Below are 21,141 nucleotides of genomic sequence, written 5' to 3'. Positions count from 1 at the left end.
CCTGTTTTTGATGGGGCTCCGGCCTTTTCCGGCTGTCAATATTGGTCGAAGATTTGGGCCGTACCGGTTCGCCAGACGAACCGGGAATCCGTAGAGGACAACCAGATGAATATTCACGAATATCAGGCCAAGCGCCTGCTTCACACCTACGGCGCGCCGATCGCCAATGGTGTGGCTGTCTATTCCGTCGAACAGGCGGAAGAATGGGCAAAGACGCTTCCTGGCCCGCTTTACGTCGTCAAGAGCCAGATCCACGCTGGCGGTCGCGGCAAGGGCAAGTTCAAGGAACTCGGCCCGGACGCCAAGGGCGGCGTGCGCCTCGCCAAGTCGGTTGAGGAAGTGGTTGCCAATGCGAAGGAAATGCTGGGCAACACGCTCGTCACCAAGCAGACCGGCCCTGCTGGCAAGCAGGTCAACCGCCTTTACATCGAAGACGGCGCCGACATTGATCGCGAGCTTTATCTCTCGATCCTGATCGACCGCACCGTCGGCCGTCCGGCTTTCGTCGTTTCGACCGAAGGCGGCATGGACATCGAAGCCGTTGCCGAAGAAACCCCTGAAAAGATCGTGACTGTCGCCATCGATCCGGCCAAGGGCGTAACGGATGAAGACGCCAACAAGCTCGCCGACGCGTTGAAGCTTGAAGGTCAGGCTCGCGAAGACGGCCTCAAGCTGTTCCCGATCCTCTACAAAGCCTTCACCGAAAAGGACATGAGCCTTCTCGAAATCAACCCGCTGATCGTCATGACCGATGGCCGCGTGCGCGTTCTCGACGCCAAGGTATCGTTCGACGGCAATGCGCTGTTCCGTCATCCTGACATTCAGGAACTGCGCGATTTATCGGAAGAAGACGAAAAAGAAATCGAAGCTTCCAAATACGATCTCGCTTACGTCGCTCTCGATGGCAATATCGGCTGCATGGTCAACGGTGCAGGCCTTGCCATGGCAACGATGGACATCATCAAGCTCTACGGTGCAGAACCTGCCAACTTCCTCGACGTTGGTGGCGGCGCTTCCAAGGAGAAGGTGACGGCTGCGTTCAAGATCATCACCGCTGATCCGGCTGTCCAGGGCATTCTGGTCAACATCTTCGGTGGCATCATGAAGTGCGACGTGATCGCCGAAGGCGTGATCGCTGCGGTCAAGGAAGTCGGCCTGAAGGTTCCGCTGGTTGTCCGTCTTGAAGGCACCAATGTGGAACTCGGCAAGAAGATCATCAACGAGAGCGGCCTGAACGTTATTTCGGCTGACGATCTCGACGATGCGGCGCAGAAGATCGTCGCTGCTGTGAAGGGGAATTAAGGCATGTCCATTCTCGTCAACAAGGACACCAAGGTTCTCGTACAGGGCCTGACCGGCAAGACCGGTACTTTCCACACCGAACAGGCGCTTGCCTATTACGGCACGCAGATGGTCGGCGGTATCCATCCGAAGAAGGGTGGCGAAACCTGGGAAGGCTCGAAGGGCGAAAAGCTCCCGATCTTCGCAACCGTTGCCGAAGCCAAGGAACGCACGGGCGCCGACGCTTCCGTGATCTATGTTCCGCCAGCAGGTGCTGCCGATGCGATCATCGAAGCCATCGAAGCTGAGATTCCGTTCATCGTCTGCATCACCGAAGGCATTCCGGTCATGGACATGGTTCGCGTCAAGGAGCGTCTGGAACGCTCGAAGTCGCGCCTGCTCGGACCGAACTGCCCGGGCATCCTGACCCCTGAAGAATGCAAGATCGGCATCATGCCGGGTAATATCTTCAAGAAGGGTTCGGTGGGTGTTGTATCGCGCTCCGGCACGCTTACCTATGAAGCTGTGTTCCAGACCTCGAACGAGGGCCTCGGCCAGACCACCGCTGTCGGTATCGGCGGCGATCCGGTCAAGGGCACCGAGTTCATCGACGTCTTGGAAATGTTCCTGGCCGACGACGAAACCAAGTCGATCGTCATGATCGGTGAAATCGGCGGTTCGGCTGAAGAAGACGCGGCTCAGTTCCTCAAGGACGAAGCCAAGCGCGGTCGCAAGAAGCCGATGGTCGGCTTCATCGCTGGCCGCACCGCGCCTGCAGGACGCACCATGGGCCATGCCGGCGCCGTGATCTCCGGCGGCAAGGGCGGAGCGGAAGACAAGATTGCAGCCATGGAATCGGCTGGCATCCGCGTCTCCCCGTCGCCTGCGCAGCTCGGCAAGACGCTGGTTGAAGTCCTCAAGGGCTGAGACCGACTGAGTTTGAATATCCCGGCGGCGGCGAAAGCCGCTGCCGGGTTTGGCATAACAAAAACATACTGAAGCCGGATACCGGGCTTTAAGGGAATGGCAGGCATTCGCGGTCATTCTTCGGTGTCGAACAAATAGACCGGGTGGTTTTGACAATTGCGTCGGAACAGATCGCTCGGGTCGCGTAGAAACGAGTTTTGCCGGGGTCTGTTGTGGTTCCTCCCCGGCGGCGTGAGGGATGAAGGTTTCGGTATCTTCCGGCCCGCGCAGATGAGCTACTGACAAGGAGACGGAGCAAAGCTCCGGATTAGGTTATGGCAAGGCAAGAACAGGCCAACGACGTTTTCGCCCTTACCTCGTTCCTCTATGGCGGCAACGCCGACTATATCGAGGAGCTGTACGCCAAGTATGAGGATGATCCGAATTCGGTTGATCCGCAGTGGCGCGATTTCTTCGCGAAGCTGGGCGATAGTGCCGAAGATGTGAAGAAGAATGCGCAAGGCGCAAGCTGGACCAGAAAAAACTGGCCGATTGCCGCCAATGGCGAACTCGTCTCCGCTCTCGACGGTAATTGGGCCGAAGTCGAAAAGCACGTCACCGACAAGCTGAAGGGCAAGGCTGCCAAAGGCGACAGCAAGGCCGCCGCAGCGCTTTCCGCTGAAGAGATTGCACAGGCTGCACGCGACAGCGTTCGCGCCATCATGATGATCCGCGCCTATCGCATGCGCGGCCATCTGCATGCCAATCTCGATCCGCTCGGTCTCGCTGAAAAGCCGAACGACTATAACGAGCTGGAGCCGGAAGCTTACGGCTTCACGCCTGCAGACTACAATCGCAAGATTTTCATCGATAATGTGCTCGGCCTCGAATATGCGACCGTGCCGGAAATGCTCGACATTCTGAAGCGCACCTATTGCGGCACGATCGGCGTCGAGTTCATGCATATTTCCGATCCGGCTGAAAAGGCATGGATTCAGGAACGCATCGAAGGTCCGGATAAAAAGGTCGCTTTCACGCCGGAAGGCAAGAAGGCTATCCTGTCGAAGCTCATCGAAGCGGAAGGTTTCGAGCAGTTCATCGACGTCAAGTACAAGGGCACCAAGCGTTTCGGCCTCGATGGCGGTGAATCGCTGATCCCGGCGCTGGAACAGATCGTCAAGCGCGGCGGCCAGATGGGCCTTAAGGAAGTCGTGCTCGGCATGGCGCACCGTGGCCGCCTGAACGTGCTGTCCCAGGTCATGGGCAAGCCGCACCGCGCCATCTTCCACGAGTTCAAGGGCGGCTCCTACGCGCCGGACGATGTGGAAGGTTCGGGCGACGTGAAGTACCATCTTGGCGCTTCGTCGGACCGCGAGTTTGACGGCAACAAGGTTCACCTGTCGCTGACCGCCAACCCGTCGCATCTTGAAATCGTCAACCCGGTTGTCATGGGCAAGGCCCGCGCCAAGCAGGATCTGCTTGTCGGCCGCACCCGCGACGACATGGTGCCGTTGACCGAACGCGCCAAGGTTCTGCCGCTGCTGCTGCACGGCGATGCCGCTTTCGCAGGTCAGGGTGTGGTTGCCGAGTGCCTCGGCCTGTCGGGCCTCAAGGGTCACCGCGTCGGCGGCACGCTGCATTTCATCATCAACAACCAGATCGGTTTCACCACCAATCCGGCCTTCTCGCGTTCTTCGCCTTATCCGTCGGATGTGGCGAAGATGGTCGAAGCGCCGGTCTTCCACGTCAATGGCGACGATCCGGAAGCTGTGGTGTTCGCGGCCAAGGTTGCGATGGAATTCCGCATGACCTTCCACAAGCCGGTGGTCGTGGACATGTTCTGCTACCGTCGCTTCGGCCACAATGAAGGCGACGAACCGTCCTTCACCCAGCCGTTGATGTACAAGGAAATCCGCGCGCACAAGACGACGGTTCAGCTCTATAGCGATAAGCTGATTGCCGAAGGTCTGCTGACCCAGGCCGACGTCGACAAGATGCGCGCCGACTGGCGCGAAAAGCTCGAAATCGAGTTCGAAGCCGGACAGAGCTACAAGCCGAACAAGGCCGACTGGCTGGACGGCGCCTGGGCTGGTCTGCGCACGGCGGACAATGCCGATGAGCAGCGCCGCGGTAAGACCGGCGTTCCGATCAAGACACTCAAGGAAATCGGCAAGAAGCTGGTTGAAGTGCCGCAGGACTTCCATGTCCACCGCACCATCCAGCGCTTCCTCGATAACCGCGCCAAGATGATGGAAACCGGCGAAGGCATCGATTGGGCAACCGCTGAATCGCTGGCATTCGGCACGCTGGTTGCGGAAGGCCATCCGATCCGCCTGTCCGGTCAGGACGTGGAACGCGGCACCTTCTCGCAGCGTCACACGGTTCTCTACGATCAGGAAAACCAGAACCGCTATATCCCGCTGAACAATATCCAGAAGGGGCAGGCGATCTACGAAGCCATCAACTCGATGCTTTCGGAAGAAGCGGTACTCGGCTACGAATACGGTTATTCGCTGTCCGATCCGCGTGCGCTGGTTCTCTGGGAAGCCCAGTTCGGCGATTTCGCCAATGGTGCGCAGGTCGTGTTCGACCAGTTCATCTCGTCGGGCGAGCGCAAGTGGCTGCGTATGTCCGGTCTCGTCTGCCTTCTGCCACATGGCTATGAAGGTCAGGGTCCGGAACATTCGTCGGCCCGTCTGGAACGCTATCTCCAGCTTTGCGCTGAAGACAATATGCAGGTTGCCAACGTTACGACGCCGGCTAACTACTACCATATTCTGCGCCGCCAGATGAAGCGCGACTTCCGCAAGCCGCTCATCATGATGACGCCGAAGTCGCTGCTGCGCCACAAGCGCGCCGTGTCCAGCCTTAGCGAACTGTCGGGCGATTCCTCGTTCCACCGTCTGCTGTGGGACGACGCGCAGTACAACAAGGGCGAAGAAGGCATCAAGCTTCAGAAAGACGCCAAGATCCGCCGTGTCGTGCTCTGCTCGGGCAAGGTCTATTACGATCTCTACGAAGAGCGTGAAAAGCGCGGCATCGACGATGTCTACCTGCTGCGCGTGGAACAGCTTTACCCGTTCCCGGCCAAGGCGCTCATCAACGAGCTGTCGCGTTTCCGTCATGCGGAAATCGTCTGGTGTCAGGAAGAGCCGAAGAACATGGGTGCGTGGTCGTTCATCGATCCGTATCTGGAATGGGTGCTGGCGCATATCGATGCCAAGCATCAGCGCGTCCGCTACACGGGCCGCCCGGCTGCCGCTTCTCCGGCAACCGGCCTGATGTCGAAGCATCTTGCGCAGCTTGAAGCTTTCCTTGAGGATGCGCTCGGTAACTGATCCGGGTTATAGTTCTGGAGCGGTTTTTCGAAACTGCTCCAGCCTGAATTGAACATAAAATCCAAAGTTTGAAGATCAACGGAAGAAGAAACCATGGCCACCGAAATTCGCGTTCCCACGCTTGGGGAGTCCGTTACTGAGGCAACCATCGGAAAATGGTTCAAGAAGGTTGGCGATGCCGTCGCCATCGACGAACCGCTGGTGGAACTGGAAACCGACAAGGTGACAGTGGAAGTTCCGGCTGCTGCTGCTGGCGTGCTGGCTGAAATCGTGGCCAAGGAAGGCGACACGGTTGAAGTGAACGCTCTGCTCGGCCAGATTTCGGGTGAGGGCGCTGCTGCCGCTCCGGCTCCGAAGAAGGAAGAAGCCAAGCCTGCCGCCGCCGCTGCTCCGGCTGCCGCTGCACCGGTTGCTTCCGCATCGTCCGGTCCGGCCATGCAGCCAGCTCCTGCCGCTTCGAAGCTTCTGGCTGAAAGCGGTCTTTCCGCCGATCAGGTCGATGGTTCGGGCAAGCGCGGTCAGGTCCTCAAGGGCGACGTTCTCGACGCTATTGCAAAGGGCGTGTCGGCTGCTCCGGCTGCTGCCCCAGTTGCTGCACGTCCGGCTTCGTCGGCTGACGACGCATCGCGTGAAGAACGCGTGAAGATGACCCGTCTGCGTCAGACCATCGCCAAGCGTCTGAAGGATGCGCAGAACACTGCCGCTATGCTGACGACCTATAACGAAGTCGACATGTCCGCAGTCATGGAACTGCGCACCAAGTACAAAGACGTCTTCGAAAAGAAGCACGGCGTGAAGCTTGGCTTCATGGGCTTCTTCACGAAGGCCGTCACCCATGCGCTGAAGGAAATCCCGGCTGTAAACGCCGAGATCGACGGCACCGACATCATCTACAAGAACTTTGCGCATGTCGGCATGGCTGTCGGCACCGACAAGGGTCTTGTGGTTCCGGTCATCCGCGACGCCGATCAGCTTTCGATCGCGGGCGTGGAAAAGGAACTGGGCCGTCTGGCCAAGGCCGCGCGCGATGGCACGCTTTCGATGGCTGACATGCAGGGCGGCACCTTCACCATCACCAATGGTGGCGTTTATGGCTCGCTGATGTCTTCGCCGATCCTCAATTCGCCGCAGTCGGGCATTCTCGGCATGCACAAGATCCAGGATCGTCCGGTTGTCGTCGGCGGTCAGATCGTCATCCGTCCGATGATGTATCTGGCTCTCAGCTACGATCATCGCATCGTGGACGGCAAGGAAGCCGTGACCTTCCTCGTTCGCGTCAAGGAAAGCCTGGAAGATCCGGAACGTCTGGTTCTCGATCTCTAAGCTGGAATTCAAAAAAAGCCGCCCGAACATGATCGGGCGGCTTTTCGGTCGGGTTTGCGAGAAACGGGATTTGCACGATGGAGTCGGGTCTTTTCTCCTCTTCGCCTTATCTGCCGCCCTACCTGCCACTTGTCGGCTGGAGCGTGGTTTTGCTGGTGGCGCATGTGCTGCTTCAGGCCATGACGGCGACGCGAGAACTCGGCACAGACTGGAATGCCGGTCCCCGCGATGAAGGACTGAAGCCTTCCGGCGCGATTGCCGGTCGTGCGGAACGGGCATCCGCCAATTTCCGCGAAACCTATCCGGCTTTTATCGCGCTGGCGCTGGCTTTGACGCTGAAAAGCGATGCAGCGCAATGGGGCGTTTACGGGGCCTGGCTCTGGTTTGCCTGCCGTATTGTCTATATTCCGCTCTATCTGGCGGGCATTCCCTATATCCGGTCGCTGATCTGGGTCGGCTCGATGGTCGGACTGGGTGTCATGTTTCTGGCTTTGATTTTTTGATGGTTGCCTGCGCGGGTCTTCGCGCATAGTGCAGCAAAGGAAAAGCGATGCATCCCTATCTCTTCGAACTGGCCTCTCTGATGGCGATCTTCTTCTTTGCGATTGTTTCGCCGGGGGCTGATCTTGCCATGGTCATGCGTCAGTCACTGATGCATGGCCGCCGTGAGGCGATCATCACCAGTTTCGGCATCGGTAGCGCGCTGATGATGCATGTGACCTATACGGTTCTGGGTCTCGGCCTCATCATTTCTCAGTCGATCTATCTGTTCAACATCGTCAAATGGTGCGGTGTGGCCTATCTCGTCTATATCGGTATCAAGGCGCTGCGCGCTGGCGCGACGAAGATCGATGTCGAAAACGATGCGAAGGAGCCACGCAAGCAGCAGAGCTTTGCCAAGGCCTTCGGTCTCGGCTTTGCCGCCAACGCGCTCAATCCGAAAGCCGTGTTCTTCTTCCTGTCGATCTTCTCAACGGTCGTGCACGCGCATACGCCGACCGAAGTGAAGCTCGGTTACGGTGTTGTGATGGCAACCGCGCTGATCAGCTGGTTTATTGGCGTCAGCATTTTCATGACCACGCCGAAGATGCGCGCGGCCTTCTCGCGCGCTTCGAAATGGATTGATCGTACCAGCGGTGTTGTCTTCATCGCGCTGGGGCTTAAACTTGCGACCGAAAAGGCTATGTAAGAAGCAATTGATTTGCTGCCGGAAAAACTCAAGGAGAACCGACAGATGCATGTTGCAGTTAAGCTTCTCAGAATAACGGCCGCTTCGGTCGTTGCCGCATCGGTGTTCTCGACTGCGGTGCAGGCGGCCTGCACACAGAATCGCGGCATCTATCAGGATCGTGACGGCGCCTATACGCTGACGTTCCAGCCCTTGCAGTCGAACGATCTCAAGATGACGCCAGCGCCGACAAATGAATTCACCATCACGGCCAATGACAAGCCGGAATTCAAGCTGAGCGGCATGGTGATCTGGCCGGAAGAAGGTGTGGCGCGGCCTTATGCGCTCATCACCTATAATTGCAAGGGCGACGGCTCCAATGCGGAAGACCTCGATGATTGCAGCATCTGGCAGAGCGTCATCTATGCGCTGAAGGAAAGCGCGGAAGCTGATGTTCTGCCGAAGGCGGACGAACCAGCTGCGCAGGCCGTGCTGTTCCCCGATCTGGTGACGGCGCTCGACGGCTATGATTTTGGAGCGGCCAAACCGGAAAAGCCGCTTCAGTGGGAAGTGTTCCGCTTTCAGGGATGCACCCCGGATGAAAACTGACCGGCTGTTCTCACGAATGCCGGTCTCAAACTAAAAACGTTCAGGAAAGACTGAAAAGGGTAATTCAATGTCTTATGATGTGGTTGTCATCGGTACGGGCCCCGGCGGTTATGTCGCCGCAATCAAGGCCGCGCAGCTCGGTCTCTCGGTTGCCGTGGTGGAAAAGCGCAAGACCTTCGGCGGCACCTGCCTCAATGTCGGCTGCATTCCGTCCAAGGCGCTTTTGCATGCGTCGGAAGTGTTTGCCGAAGCTGGCCATTCCTTCGACACGCTGGGCGTGGAAGTCGGCAAGCCGAAGCTCAATCTGGAAAAGATGTTGGCCCACAAGGACGCGACCGTGAAGTCGAACACGTCGGGCGTGGAATTCCTGTTCAAGAAGAACAAGATCACCCCTTACATCGGCACCGGCAAGATCGTCGCCAAGGGCAAGGTTTCCGTGACCGCCGAAGACGGCAAGGTTGAGGAAATCGAAGCCAAGAACATCATCATCGCCACGGGTTCCGACGTCGCCGGTATTCCGGGCGTCAAGGTCGATATCGACGAGAAGACCATCGTGTCCTCGACCGGCGCTCTGTCCTTCGACAAGGTTCCGGGTCATCTGGTCGTTGTCGGCGGCGGTGTGATCGGTCTGGAGCTGGGTTCGGTCTGGGCGCGTCTCGGTGCGAAGGTGACGGTTGTCGAATATCTCGACAAGGTGCTGGGTGCGATGGACGGCGAAGTTTCCAAGCAGTTCCAGCGTCTGCTCGAAAAGCAGGGCATTGCCTTCAAGCTCAGCGCGAAAGTCACGGGCGTCGAAAAGTCCGGTAAAGGTGCAAAGGTCACTTTCGAGCCGGTCAAGGGTGGCGATGCGGAAGTGCTCGAAGCCGATGCCGTTCTGATCTCTACGGGCCGCCGTCCTTACACGGATGGTCTCGGCCTTCAGGAAGCAGGCGTCACTGTCGATGAACGCGGTCGCGTTGCGATTGACGACCATTGGCGCACCAATGTCGAAGGCATCTATGCTATCGGCGACGTGGTACAGGGCCCGATGCTGGCGCACAAGGCCGAGGATGAAGGCATTGCCGTTGCCGAAATCATCGCCGGTCAGGCCGGTCATGTGAATTTCGACGTCATTCCAAGCGTCGTCTACACCCAGCCGGAAGTGGCTTCCGTGGGCAAGACCGAAGAAGAACTGAAAGCTGCCGGCGTTGAATACAAGGTCGGCAAGTTCCCGTTCACCGCCAATGGTCGTGCACGCGCCATGCTGCACACCGATGGTTTCGTGAAAATCCTCGCCGACAAGGCAACCGATCGCGTTCTGGGCGCACATATCCTCGGTTACAATGCCGGTGAAATGATCCACGAACTGGCCGTACTGATGGAATTCGGCGGTTCTTCGGAAGATCTGGCCCGCACCTGCCATGCGCATCCGACCATGTCGGAAGCCGTGCGCGAATCCGCTCTGGCGACCTTCGCCAAGCCGATCCATATGTAATCTCTTCGAGAGAGCATGCAGAAAGGCCCGCGTAAGCGGGCCTTTTTTTGGAAATCAGTTCTGGGCTGGCGGATTGGCAGGGGTTGCCGGGGCCGGTGTGGCCGGTTCGCTCTGCGTCGCGGGCGGTGGTGCCGCCATGTCGGTTCTCGTGCCGTTATTGTAGAAGAAATAGCCGAGAATGATGATTGCAACGAGCAGAACAGCACCCAGAAGATAGCCGCTGCCGCCCCGTTGTGGCGGTGGCATGCCGGAAGGGTCCGACAGTCTCGGATCAGTATTCACCGGGTTTGTTCTGGGGTCGTTTCGCGGATCGAGGGGATCAACCATTGCGCGCTCCTCCAGTTTTCGCATGGGGCTTGCGCGGTATCCAGCCGTCACAAACCTTGTGTGGAGAGTGAACGCAGTCAAAAGCCGATTGTTCCGCAGCCACGCCGGAGCTAGAGCGCCGTCAGGCGATAGCCCTTGGCCCGCAGCAGTTCCACCACGCCTTCCTGACCCGGCAGATGCAGCGCGCCGATTGCAATGAAGACATTGCCTTTTTCCAGAAGCGGAACGGCGCGATCCGCCATGGTGTGGTTGCGGTCGGTGATCAGATATTTCTGGAACAGGTCGTAATCCTGATCGGACAATGCATCCGGCACGATCTGTCGCAGCGCGGGCATGATCATGCCCAGTTCACCGTTCAGATAAAGCGCGGTCGTCGTCTCCATCGCGTCTTCGGACTTGTCGCCGTAATCGACCGTGGCGATCAGATTGCGAATGTGAAAATCGAGCGGAAGCTTTTCAGTCGCTTCGAACTGTTCGGCAGCCGTTTCCAGCCCCGCTATTTCGCGCCCTTCCGCCTTTGCATTGACGGCCAAAAATTCGTCAAGCGACTTTTCACCTTCGCTTTTGCGTTCGCGCTCGCATTCGGGCAGGGATAACAGCGTGGTCAGAACCCACGGCTTCATCTTGGCGACCGCATCGAGAATAATGCCGCGCTCGGCCAGTTTCTTTTCAATATCGTCGCGCCTGTCGGCAGGCAGATGCGATTTAAGCGTGCTGCCATCGGTGAAAAGCAGCAGTTCCGGGCGCTCCAGCTTCAGGCGCAGAAAGTTCTTCTGATCGAGAACATCGGTGGTTTCGATCACGACGGTGCCGGTCGAACGATAGGCGTCTTCGACAGGCTTCGGCAGGTCCAGCACGCGCGGATCGCTGAGATGAATCGTGCCGAACAGATAGGACGGCGCTACGCCGTCCTTTTCGATCTTCCAGAGGCGGCCCTGATGGTTGGGCGTTGCTTCGGCTTCCGCCTGCAATTTTTTCCAGAGGGCGGGATCGCTTTTCTCCACGCCATCGACGAGATTTTCGCCGCGAACGGAGCAGGCGGTGGCCTTTTCGTCAGCGCGGGCGGTGACGGACCCGGCGAAGACGGCGCATAGAAGAACAAGAAGCAGCTTTTTCATAAAGTGAATATAGGCGATCTTCCGCGATGTGAAAGGTGCCCGGGTCAGGCTCTCGGATGCGCCTTGTCATAGACTTCCAGCAAACGCTCCGTATCCACGCCGGTATAAATCTGCGTGGTGGACAGGCTGGCATGGCCCAGCAATTCCTGAATGGTACGCAAGTCGCCGCCGCGACCCAGCAGATGCGTCGCGAAGGAATGGCGCAGTGCATGTGGCGTGGCGCTGTCGGGAAGGCCCAGCCCAGCGCGCAGCTTCTGCATTTCGCGCTGGATGATCGCGGCATGAAGCTCGCCGCCCTTCGCGCCGCGAAATAGCGGCTTGTCGGCAGAGAGATCATAGGGGCAAAGCGCGCGATATTGCGCGACGGCGCGGTGTATGATCGGCAGCAGAGGAACAAGGCGGGACTTATTGCCCTTGCCGGTTATGGTGATCGAAAGCGCGGAACTGTCGGCTAGCGCGTCGCCTTTCAGGCCAAGCGCTTCGGAAATGCGCAAGCCGCAGCCATAGAGAAGGGTCAGCACGGCGGCGTTACGGGCGGCGATCCACGGCTCCTCGGCCATCTGGCCATCGGCTGCGACCACACGGCGGGCGTCGTCTGCGGTCAGCGGTTTTGGCAGCGATTTCGGCTGGCGGGGCGCGCGTATGGCACCGGCGCCAGCGGCATTGGCCAGTCCGCGTTTTTCCAGATGCCGCAGCAGCGAGCGCACACCAGCCAGACCGCGCCCAAGGGTTCGTGCGCCTGCGCCGTCATTGCGGCGGCTGGCGAGGAACGAGCGCAGATCGGCAACGCGCAAGGCGCTCACATCCTTCAGCGAGGGCGCTTCGCCCAGATGGCCGGTGAGAAAATTCAGAAACTGCCGCGAGTCGCGCTCATAGGCTTCGATGGTATTCTCGGAAAGACGGCGCGTATCTTTCAATGTCTTCAGCCATTCCTCACGCGCAGCCGCGAGGTCTGCACGGGCGGGAATCAGGAATTCGCCATTCATTGCCATCTTGAAATCTACCGGTTGAAGTTTCGGCAGACAGTTTGTCAGGCAGAGGTTACCGGCTGGTTGCCTTTGATGCTTCCATCGGCGACTTTGCTGAAACCGTGCATTTTTCTTGGCGTTTCGGTCTGAATTCGCTAAGCGATAGGCTAATCAGCAGCGCATATCGGTCCGACTGTCGGGACGATGCGCCCGAATCCAGATCAGGGGCAACCATGCCACGTCCAGAAAATCCGATCCAGCTTGCCATCGTCGGTGCCGCCCATGGCATTCGCGGCGAAGTCCGGATCAAGACATTCACCGAAGACCCGCTGTCCATCGGCGATTATGGCCTGCTCTATGATGAGCAGGGCAAGGGCTACGAAATTCTTGAAGCGCGGGCCGCCAAGACGGTGGTGATCGTGCGCCTCAAGGGCGTCAATGACCGCAATGCCGCCGAGGCGCTCAACGGCACGGCGCTCTACATCGACCGTTCGCAATTGCCGGACGACGATCTGGACGATGACGAGTTCTTCCAGACCGACCTGATCGGCCTCGCGGCCATCGATGCCGACGGCAAAAGCTATGGCATTGTCAGCGCGGTGTTCGATTTCGGCGGCGGCGACATCATTGAGTTGAGCGAGAAGGGCAAGCGCCCGATGCTCATTCCGTTTACCGAAGCGGCTGTGCCGGAGATTGATTTCGAAAAAGGCACCATTCTGGTGGAGCCTTTCGCGGCGGGCCTGATCGCCGATGAAGACGACAATCCGCTGAAGGGCGGCAATCAGCCCAAGAAGCGACCGAAGAAGTCATGACGGGCGAACTTTTCCATGCTTCGGTCCTGACGCTTTATCCGGAAATGTTTCCGGGGCCGCTTGGCGTTTCCCTGGCGGGCAAGGCGCTGGCCGAGGCGAAATGGCAGCTTGATACGGTGCAGATTCGCGACTTTGCCGAAGGCAGGCATCGCATGGTCGATGACACGCCGTCCGGTGGCGGCGCGGGCATGGTGATGAAGCCTGATGTGATTGCGCGGGCGCTCGATTCCGTTGCCGATGATCGCCCAATGCTGCTGATGACGCCGCGCGGTGCGCCGCTGACGCAAAAGCGCGTGCGCGAGCTTGCAGCCGGTCCGGGCGCGATCATTTTGTGCGGTCGCTTTGAGGGCGTGGATGAACGTGTGATCGAAGCGCGCCATCTCGAGGAAGTGTCGATCGGCGACTATATACTTTCGGGCGGCGAGACGGCGGCCATCGTGTTGCTGGATGCTGTGGTGCGCCTGTTGCCCGGCGTGATGGGCAATCAGCAATCGGGCGAAACGGAGAGTTTCGAGACCGGGTTGCTCGAACATCCGCATTATACGCGCCCACAGGTTTGGGAGGAGCGTTCCATTCCCGATGTGCTGACATCCGGCAATCATGGCGCCATCGACAAATGGCGGCATGCTGAGGCCGAGCGGATTACCCGGGAGCGTCGTCCCGATCTCTGGGATGTCTATCAGGAGACGAAGCGCAAAAGCTGATCGAGCGCTTGAAAAGTATCGTCCCGCAGAAAAATGCCCGGTTTTCACCGGGCATTTCTGTTTCAGGCATGTTGCTTTGCGGATGCGCGAAGGGCAGCTTCCGGCTTGCGAAGCAGGTAATAGACCCCGCCGCCAATGCCGACCCCGAAGAACCAGCCATAGGTTCCCCACCAGTTCGGCAGAAGATTGGTGGCTATCGGCAGGACCGACGAGAACAGCGCGCCAATGGCAAAGGCGATGAAAGCCTTGACGTGCCAGCCGTTCTGGAAGCGGAACTCGCCATTTTCCTGATAGAGATCGGCGACATTCAGCTGTCCGCGACGCAGCAGATAATAATCGACCATCATGATCCCAAAGATCGGCCCCATGGTGGAGCCGAGGAAATTGACGAAATGCGCAGCGCCGGTTTCCCATGGTGCGAACGGATAGAGGATCAGCGCGATCAGCGCCGCGATAAAACCGCCGCGCTTGAAGGAAACCTTCTGCGGAAATGTGTTCGAGAAATCAAAGGCGGCGGAAACGAAGTTTGCCACCACATTAATGCCGAGCGTTGCGACGGTGAATGTCAGCGCGGCCAGCAATGCCAGGAACCAACTGTCGAACTTGGCTGAAATCTGGTCGGGATGCAGCAGCACTTCGCCATAGACCGTGAAGGCGGCTGTGGTCGTGACACCGGCCACGAGGCAGAAGGCCAGAAGATTGACCGGCAGGCCCCAGAGATTGCCGCGCCGCAGTGCCGCCTCATCCTTGGCATAGCGCGAGAAGTCGCAGAAATTGAGATAAAGCGCTGCGAAATAGGTGATCCAGGTGGCGGCAACCGCCGCCAGCGCCGGGATGGAACCCGGTTCGCCGGATACGCCTGCATCTCTTGTCTTCTCCAGCAGAACATCGCGCGGGATTTCGCTGCCGAAGGAGAATGTGCCTGCCTTGATGACCAGATAGATGGCGAGAATGAGCATCATGATCCAGACTGCCGGGCCGGCCCAATCCTGAAAACGGCGCACCGTTTCCATCCCGCGCTGGATGATCAAGAGCTGCGCCGCCCAGACGAGCACGTAGCAGATGACTTCAAGGGTCGAATGACCGAGCAAATGGCTGTTCTGGTGAAAAGCCAGCATGCTGTCATTGCGGATCAGCAGCGCAACAAGGGCGCCGGAAGCTGCCGCCGTCTGCGCGCCATACCAGAAGCAGGCGACGACGCCGCGCACGAGGGCTGGGAAATTCGCGCCGAATGTGCCGAAGGAGGCGCGGGCCAGCACCGGAAAAGGCACGCCGGTCCGTACGCCCGCATTGCCGACGAGGCTCATCAGGAAGAAGATGACCAGAGAGCCGAGACCGATGGCAATGATAAAGTTCAGAAAACTGCCGCAAAGCAGGAAAAGACTTGCGGCAAGATAGTAGCCCCACAGACTATGGACGTCCGATGTCCAGACGTTGAAAATACTGAAGGCGCCCCATTTGCGCTCAACAGCCGGCGCCAGATCCTCATTATACAATGAGGGTGACGGTTGTTTGCTTGTCATATTGTCCCCATTTTAGCTTTATGCTTTATTCGATTGCTTGCATGCGCAGCCGTCATTTTTTGCAATATTTCTGACATAGACCATTGCGGCTGGCTATTAAAAATTCTGACAGGGCGTGACAAAACCCTCGCGATGCTGTATTGGCGCGTCTGTTCGGAAAAATCCGACATTGCGATGGCTCGTTCGGGCATAGCCCGGGACGTCCGTAAACCAATAAATGGTGTACCGCTCCTGCCTGATATCGAGGGCATAGCCGCAAGGCCAAGGATTGCTTGGCGGCAAGTGCAGAGCGCTCTGACTGTTTGAGAAGAACATAGAAGGAGTCAGACGATGACCGATATTATTCGTCAGCTTGAAGCCGAACAGGCAGCAAAGATCGAAGAAAAGCGCAAGCTTCCAGATTTCCAGCCGGGCGACACGGTTCGCGTTCAGGTTCGCGTGACCGAAGGTACGCGTACCCGCGTACAGGCCTATGAAGGCGTCTGCATCGCTCGTTCGGGCGCAGGCCTCAACGAAAACTTCACCGTCCGCAAGATTTCGTATGGCGAAGGCGTAGAGCGCGTATTCCCGGTTTACTCGCCGATCGTTGAAGGCGTTGAGCTGGTTCGCCGCGGTAAGGTCCGTCGCGCCAAGCTTTACTACCTGCGTGGCCTCACCGGTAAGGCTGCCCGTATTTCTGAAAAGAAAGACAACCGCACCAAGGCCGAGCGCGAAGCCGACAAGGCTGCCGCCGCTGCCGAAGCTGCCAAGACCGCTGCTGAATAAGTTTCAGCCAGAGATCTTTGAAAAAGGCGGCCTGTGGCCGCCTTTTTTATTTGCCAAACGCATTACGACGCATAATATCAGGCATAATTCTGCCCGCTTTGCGCAAGATTGTTACTGCGACACCCTGTTGCTGTTTCAGTTTCTTGACGAAACGCAACAGCAGGTGCATATGACAGGCCCAATTAAGAACCGTTCAAAGGAACTCTCGCAATGAGCGCGCCGCGTACACTTTATGACAAGATCTGGGACGACCATGTAGTGGATCAGCAGGAAGACGGGACCTGCCTCCTTTATATTGATCGCCATCTTGTGCACGAAGTGACGAGCCCGCAGGCTTTCGAAGGCCTGCGCATGGCTGGCCGTCAGGTGCGCCATCCCGAGAAGACGCTGGCTGTGGTCGATCACAACGTGCCGACCTCGAAAGATCGCGTCAACGGCATCAAGAACGAAGAAAGCCGCATTCAGGTTGAAGCTCTCGCCAAGAATGCCGCGGATTTCAACGTCGAATATTATTCCGAGCGTGATCGTCGCCAGGGCGTCGTGCACATCGTCGGACCGGAGCAGGGCTTTACCCTGCCGGGCATGACGATTGTTTGCGGCGACAGCCACACCTCGACCCACGGTGCTTTCGGTTCGCTGGCGCATGGTATCGGTACGTCGGAAGTCGAGCATGTGCTCGCGACCCAGACGCTGATCCAGAAGAAAGCCAAGAACATGCTGGTGCGTGTTGAGGGCGAACTGGCTCCGGGCGTGACCGCCAAGGACATTACGCTCGCCATCATCGGCGAAATCGGCACCGCAGGCGGCACCGGTTACGTGATCGAATATGCAGGCAGCGCCATTCGCTCGCTGTCGATGGAAGGTCGCATGACCGTCTGCAACATGTCGATTGAAGGCGGCGCACGCGCTGGTCTCATCGCACCGGACGAAACGACCTTCGCCTATGTGCGGGACAAGCCGCGCGCGCCGAAGGGCGAAGCGCTGGAACAGGCTATCGGCTACTGGAAGACGCTGCATTCGGATGAAGGCGCGCATTTCGACAAGATCGTCGAGCTGGATGCGGCCAAGATTTCGCCGGTCGTTTCCTGGGGCTCTTCGCCGGAAGACGTTGTTTTCGTCACCGACATCGTGCCGAATCCGGATGATATCAAGGATGAAACCAAGCGTGCATCCAAGTGGCGTGCACTGGACTATATGGGTCTGAAGCCGGGCACCAAGATGACCGACATCAAGATCGACCGCGTCTTCATCGGTTCCTGCACCAATGGCCGTATCGAGGATCTGCGCGACGCAGCCCGCATGGCCGCTGGCAAGAAGGTTGCCGATGGCGTCAATGCCATGATCGTGCCTGGCTCGGGTCTCGTGAAGGAACAGGCGGAAGCCGAAGGCCTCGACAAGATCTTCATCGAAGCCGGGTTCGACTGGCGCGAGCCGGGATGCTCGATGTGCCTCGCCATGAATGACGACCGTCTGAAGCCGGGTGAACGTTGCGCTTCGACCTCGAACCGCAACTTCGAAGGCCGTCAGGGCTTCAAGGGCCGCACCCATCTCGTGTCGCCTGCCATGGCCGCCGCAGCTGCCATTGCCGGTCACTTCGTGGACATTCGCGACTGGAACTAACGTGTCCAGACAACACTGAATAGAACAAGCCGCCGGAGCGATCCGGCGGCTTTTCTTTTATGCGCCGCCATGGGTAAGAAAAAAGCTTTGCTCTTATCCGCTTCTTCACGGTTTCCTCGCATATTCCATGTATAAGTAAGTGCTGCTAGATTAGCGCCTACTTTAGAGAAGCCGCTACGAACCAAAGCAGGCGGAATAGGCATTCATGGGCGGGGCCGATTTCATTCTCATCATCAACATGACCGTATCCGGTCTGTTTGCCTTCGCGTTTTTCGGCATTGCCGTTTATGCGAAAGGCAATGCCGCGGCGCGCGTCTTCGCGACGGGCTTCGTCTTTGCGATGCTCTATTTCCTCAGTGAGCTGGCGATGCCGTCCATGCCGAGCCCGCGCATCGGCTATATGCTCGCATTTGCAACCTATCTGATGACACTGGCTTGTCTCGTCATTGGTCTGGCGCGGATGTATTCTTCGCCCGTGCCGTGGAAGACGCTTGGCGCGCTGGCGTTTGTTTCGCTGGTGATGATCCATGCCATATACGGCATCGCGCGCAGCACCTTGCCCGGTATGTTCCTCTACCAGACGCCTTATTTTCTGACATTGGCGCTCGCCGTCTGGATCATCCTGCGCTCCAGCAGACGCGGGGCTGTCGATATGCTGATGGCCGTGCTTTTTGCCTTCAGTGCTGTGCATTTTCTCATGAAGCCGGTGCTTGCCAATGTGTCGGGCGGCGCGGGGGCTGAGCCGAACGATTATGTGAATACGGCCTATGCGCTTTTTGCCCAGTCGATCGGGGCCGGCCTGTCGGTCGCGGCGGGACTTCTATTGCTATTGAGCCTGATGCGGGAACTGCTTTCGGACATGACCATTCGTTCCGAAACGGACGAGCTTTCGGCGCTGCTCAATCGCCGCGGCTTTGCGTTGCGGGCAGAGGCGGCCATCGAAAAATCGAAGCGGTCTCGACAGGCCCTGTCGCTGGTGGTTTGCGATATCGACTATTTCAAATTGATAAATGACAATTACGGTCACGCGCTGGGCGACCGTGTCATTGCAGCCTTTGCTGCCGAATTGCGCAAGACTGCCGTTGCCCGAGGCGGATTTGCGGCGCGTATGGGCGGCGAGGAATTTGCGGTCCTGCTGCCCGGCAACACCATTCAGTCGGCGTCTCGCTGTGCCGACGGTATGCGTCTGGCCTGCGGCACGATCCAGATACCGAGCAATCATGGCGATATCGATTTCACAGCCAGCTTCGGCGTTGCCGAAATGGAATTCGACGACATGTTTTCCGACCTCTACAAGCGAGCTGACGGTGCTCTTTATGAGGCGAAGAAGGGCGGTCGCAATTGCGTCCGCGCAGCCTCGCCCATTATCTCTGATGAGAATGTCGTGGAGTTTCGTCCGTCAGGCTCAGCCCGCACACGCGGATAATCGGCCTCAACAGCCCGGATGATCCAGAACCGGGGTTTCGCCGCTGTCCAGCCCATACATGAAAGAGCGTCCGCGCAGGACGATGGCGCTTTCGCAACTGCTGTTCGGAGGGCTGACGATATAGGACACAGCCTTGTCCTGCGACGCGGTTATTGTTGTCGTGCCGTGCACCTTGCGCGGCATCTGCAATGTCGGGTCTTTATGCGCTGCACCGACCCGGATGATCTTAGCGCCGCCGTCAGCCTTCTGCATGACGAGGTTTCCAGACGCGTCGGCATAGCGCAAGGTGGTCTCGGCAGAGGCTGTCGCGACCAAGCCACCAAAAGCCAGTGTACATGACGCCAGCAACGCGATCCTGTTTCTGTTTGCCATGGTGCCGTTTCGCCTTCGCCGTCTGACGCAAAAAGAGTTTCCGCACCATCTTAACTCTTTCTTTACCTTTGTCATCCGTGCTGGCTACAATCGGATAAGTCTTTGGTCGCAACTGCTTCGCGGCGTTGTGAGCAAGGACGACTTGAACCGCCCCGAAGGCCAAGGAATGTTCAATGACCAAAGATCATGCCGTCGATATCGCGCTGCTCCATCTTCGTGATGCTCACGAATTCGCGCCGCTGCTTGCCAGCTATGCGCAGGCGCTGAAGCGTGGCGCACCGCGCCGCCCCGACGATTATTATGCCGAGCATCTTCTGCAGGACCGTGCCACTGAAATTCTAGGCGCGCGCGTGGACGGCAATCTTGTCGGCTTCGTGATTTTCTACGATCTGCCGGAGCCGGTATCGGGTCTGCGCGCAGGGCAGGTGGATCATATCTATGTGCATCACGATCATCGCGGCAAAGGCATCGCCAAGGCGCTCATCGACCTGCTGGCCGACAAGGCGGAAGAGCGCAGTTGGTCCAAGCTGGTGCTCAACGCGCCGCGTGTGCCGGAAGACGGACGCAAGCTCTATGAGCAGGTCGCGACGGCAGCCGACTGGTCGAGCTATGTGATTCGATTCGGCGCCTGATGTGCTTTTGCTAAAGTTGATGAAATTACACATGTTTTTTAAATTGCGGCCTTCAAACGATTGAAGGCCGCATTCACGTGAAAGTGTCGCAAAGGTGCGACCAATTGTTAGTCTTTTCGTGAAAAAGCTTCTTTGACGTGGTGGTAAAAGAGCAGTAGAAAGCGGCACATAAGGCCGTATTCCACGGTCTCGCCATATTTTCAGGTCGCACCGGCGCGGGATCGAAAGTTCCGGTTCATTGCGTAGAGCGCGACTTCAAAACTGGGTTTTTAGAAAAACCCGCCATCCGGTGCGCCAGATCGATCATTATCGGTGGGCATTCCGGGGGAGAAACGTCAGGGAAGCCCCACGAGAGGCCAACGAGAACCATGACACAACCGACCGTAACGCGTCAGCGTCCTTTGTCGCCGCACCTGTCCGTCTATAAGCCGGTCATCACGATGACGATGTCCATCGTGCATCGTATCACGGGCGGCGCTCTCTATTTCGGCACCCTGCTGCTTGCAGCCTGGCTTATTTCCGCAGCCGTCGGCGAAGAGTGCTTCAATGCCGTCAACGCCGTGTTCGGCTCCTGGATCGGCCAGCTTGTGCTGTTCGGCTATACCTGGGCGCTGCTGCACCATCTGGCGGGCGGCGTTCGTCACTTCATCTGGGATACCGGCGCAGGTCTTGAAAAGCATACCGCTTCCAAGATCGCCTGGGCTACGGTCGTCTTCTCGGTCATCGCCACGATCCTCGTCTGGGTCGTCGCTTACTCGGTGCGCTAGGAGGCTGA

General features: G+C 58.3%; 20 protein-coding genes. 15 read left to right on the top strand and 5 right to left on the bottom strand.

The window, feature by feature from the left end; translation table 11 throughout:
* The first annotated feature begins 105 nt into the window (after nt 1-105).
* From sucC to lpdA, 8 genes are all read left to right on the top strand, one after another.
* The gene (gene sucC, locus HWD97_RS00175) at nt 106-1,302 is read left to right on the top strand and encodes an ADP-forming succinate--CoA ligase subunit beta (RefSeq protein WP_109369970.1); all 1,197 of its coding nucleotides are present in this window, start codon (nt 106-108) and stop codon (nt 1,300-1,302) included.
* Between the two features lie 3 nt (nt 1,303-1,305).
* Nucleotides 1,306-2,208 carry a succinate--CoA ligase subunit alpha gene (sucD, locus tag HWD97_RS00170; protein WP_104755057.1) on the top strand — a complete coding sequence of 301 codons (903 nt, stop codon included), beginning with the start codon at nt 1,306-1,308 and terminating at the stop codon, nt 2,206-2,208.
* Nucleotides 2,209-2,522: 314 nt separating this feature from the next.
* Nucleotides 2,523-5,525, top strand: coding sequence for a 2-oxoglutarate dehydrogenase E1 component (locus HWD97_RS00165; RefSeq protein WP_109369969.1), 3,003 nt, complete (start codon nt 2,523-2,525; stop codon nt 5,523-5,525).
* A gap of 93 nt (nt 5,526-5,618) precedes the next feature.
* A complete protein-coding gene (gene odhB / locus HWD97_RS00160; RefSeq protein ID WP_109369968.1) occupies nt 5,619-6,848 on the top strand; it encodes a 2-oxoglutarate dehydrogenase complex dihydrolipoyllysine-residue succinyltransferase in 1,230 nt (409 codons plus the stop codon).
* Nucleotides 6,849-6,925: 77 nt separating this feature from the next.
* A complete protein-coding gene (locus HWD97_RS00155) occupies nt 6,926-7,351 on the top strand; it encodes an MAPEG family protein (RefSeq protein WP_109369967.1) in 426 nt (141 codons plus the stop codon).
* 47 nt (nt 7,352-7,398) lie between these two features.
* Complete coding sequence (locus HWD97_RS00150; protein WP_109369966.1) at nt 7,399-8,037, top strand: LysE family translocator; 639 nt, start codon at nt 7,399-7,401, stop codon at nt 8,035-8,037.
* Between the two features lie 45 nt (nt 8,038-8,082).
* A complete protein-coding gene (locus HWD97_RS00145) occupies nt 8,083-8,625 on the top strand; it encodes a hypothetical protein (RefSeq protein ID WP_109369965.1) in 543 nt (180 codons plus the stop codon).
* A 67-nt stretch (nt 8,626-8,692) separates the two neighbouring features.
* The gene (lpdA, locus tag HWD97_RS00140; protein WP_109369964.1) at nt 8,693-10,099 is read left to right on the top strand and encodes a dihydrolipoyl dehydrogenase; all 1,407 of its coding nucleotides are present in this window, start codon (nt 8,693-8,695) and stop codon (nt 10,097-10,099) included.
* Nucleotides 10,100-10,153: 54 nt separating this feature from the next.
* Here lpdA and HWD97_RS00135 read toward each other — a convergent pair whose 3' ends face one another.
* The 3 genes from HWD97_RS00135 to HWD97_RS00125 form a co-directional block, all read right to left on the bottom strand.
* Nucleotides 10,154-10,426: a hypothetical protein gene (locus HWD97_RS00135; RefSeq protein WP_109369963.1), complete on the bottom strand. Its 273-nt coding sequence runs from the start codon at nt 10,424-10,426 to the stop codon at nt 10,154-10,156.
* 110 nt (nt 10,427-10,536) lie between these two features.
* Nucleotides 10,537-11,544: a TraB/GumN family protein gene (locus HWD97_RS00130; protein ID WP_109369962.1), complete on the bottom strand. Its 1,008-nt coding sequence runs from the start codon at nt 11,542-11,544 to the stop codon at nt 10,537-10,539.
* A gap of 44 nt (nt 11,545-11,588) precedes the next feature.
* On the bottom strand, nt 11,589-12,536 hold the full coding sequence (locus HWD97_RS00125) for a tyrosine recombinase XerC (protein WP_109369961.1): 948 nt from the start codon (nt 12,534-12,536) through the stop codon (nt 11,589-11,591).
* Between the two features lie 209 nt (nt 12,537-12,745).
* Here HWD97_RS00125 and rimM point away from each other — a divergent pair, with 209 nt between their 5' ends.
* The gene (gene rimM, locus HWD97_RS00120) at nt 12,746-13,324 is read left to right on the top strand and encodes a ribosome maturation factor RimM (RefSeq protein ID WP_109370331.1); all 579 of its coding nucleotides are present in this window, start codon (nt 12,746-12,748) and stop codon (nt 13,322-13,324) included.
* Nucleotides 13,321-14,028, top strand: coding sequence for a tRNA (guanosine(37)-N1)-methyltransferase TrmD (trmD, locus tag HWD97_RS00115; protein ID WP_109369960.1), 708 nt, complete (start codon nt 13,321-13,323; stop codon nt 14,026-14,028). The genes rimM and trmD overlap by 4 nt, the downstream gene beginning before the upstream one ends.
* Nucleotides 14,029-14,090: 62 nt before the next feature.
* Here trmD and HWD97_RS00110 read toward each other — a convergent pair whose 3' ends face one another.
* Nucleotides 14,091-15,551 (bottom strand): NCS1 family nucleobase:cation symporter-1, encoded by a 1,461-nt coding sequence (locus tag HWD97_RS00110; protein ID WP_109369959.1) that lies wholly within the window; start codon nt 15,549-15,551, stop codon nt 14,091-14,093.
* A gap of 330 nt (nt 15,552-15,881) precedes the next feature.
* Here HWD97_RS00110 and rplS point away from each other — a divergent pair, with 330 nt between their 5' ends.
* From rplS to HWD97_RS00095, 3 genes are all read left to right on the top strand, one after another.
* Nucleotides 15,882-16,316, top strand: coding sequence for a 50S ribosomal protein L19 (rplS, locus tag HWD97_RS00105; protein ID WP_109369958.1), 435 nt, complete (start codon nt 15,882-15,884; stop codon nt 16,314-16,316).
* 210 nt (nt 16,317-16,526) lie between these two features.
* Nucleotides 16,527-17,936, top strand: a complete 1,410-nt coding sequence (gene leuC, locus HWD97_RS00100; protein ID WP_109369957.1) for a 3-isopropylmalate dehydratase large subunit — start codon at nt 16,527-16,529, stop codon at nt 17,934-17,936.
* Between the two features lie 205 nt (nt 17,937-18,141).
* Entirely contained in the window at nt 18,142-19,362 is a 1,221-nt protein-coding gene (locus tag HWD97_RS00095; RefSeq protein WP_109369956.1) for a diguanylate cyclase, read from the top strand.
* Between the two features lie 6 nt (nt 19,363-19,368).
* On the opposite strand, the gene HWD97_RS00090 is transcribed toward HWD97_RS00095, so the two are convergent.
* Nucleotides 19,369-19,734 carry a hypothetical protein gene (locus tag HWD97_RS00090; RefSeq protein WP_124915129.1) on the bottom strand — a complete coding sequence of 122 codons (366 nt, stop codon included), beginning with the start codon at nt 19,732-19,734 and terminating at the stop codon, nt 19,369-19,371.
* A gap of 173 nt (nt 19,735-19,907) precedes the next feature.
* Between HWD97_RS00090 and HWD97_RS00085 the strand changes: the two genes are divergently transcribed.
* The gene (locus HWD97_RS00085; RefSeq protein WP_109369953.1) at nt 19,908-20,366 is read left to right on the top strand and encodes a GNAT family N-acetyltransferase; all 459 of its coding nucleotides are present in this window, start codon (nt 19,908-19,910) and stop codon (nt 20,364-20,366) included.
* Between the two features lie 368 nt (nt 20,367-20,734).
* On the top strand, nt 20,735-21,133 hold the full coding sequence (gene sdhC / locus HWD97_RS00080; protein WP_078337554.1) for a succinate dehydrogenase, cytochrome b556 subunit: 399 nt from the start codon (nt 20,735-20,737) through the stop codon (nt 21,131-21,133).
* Nucleotides 21,134-21,141 lie beyond the last annotated feature (8 nt).

This window comes from Ochrobactrum sp. C6C9 (genome assembly GCF_022627935.1).
Taxonomy (GTDB): Bacteria; Pseudomonadota; Alphaproteobacteria; order Rhizobiales; family Rhizobiaceae; genus Brucella; species Brucella teleogrylli.
This window is presented reverse-complemented; position numbering and strand designations above follow the sequence as displayed.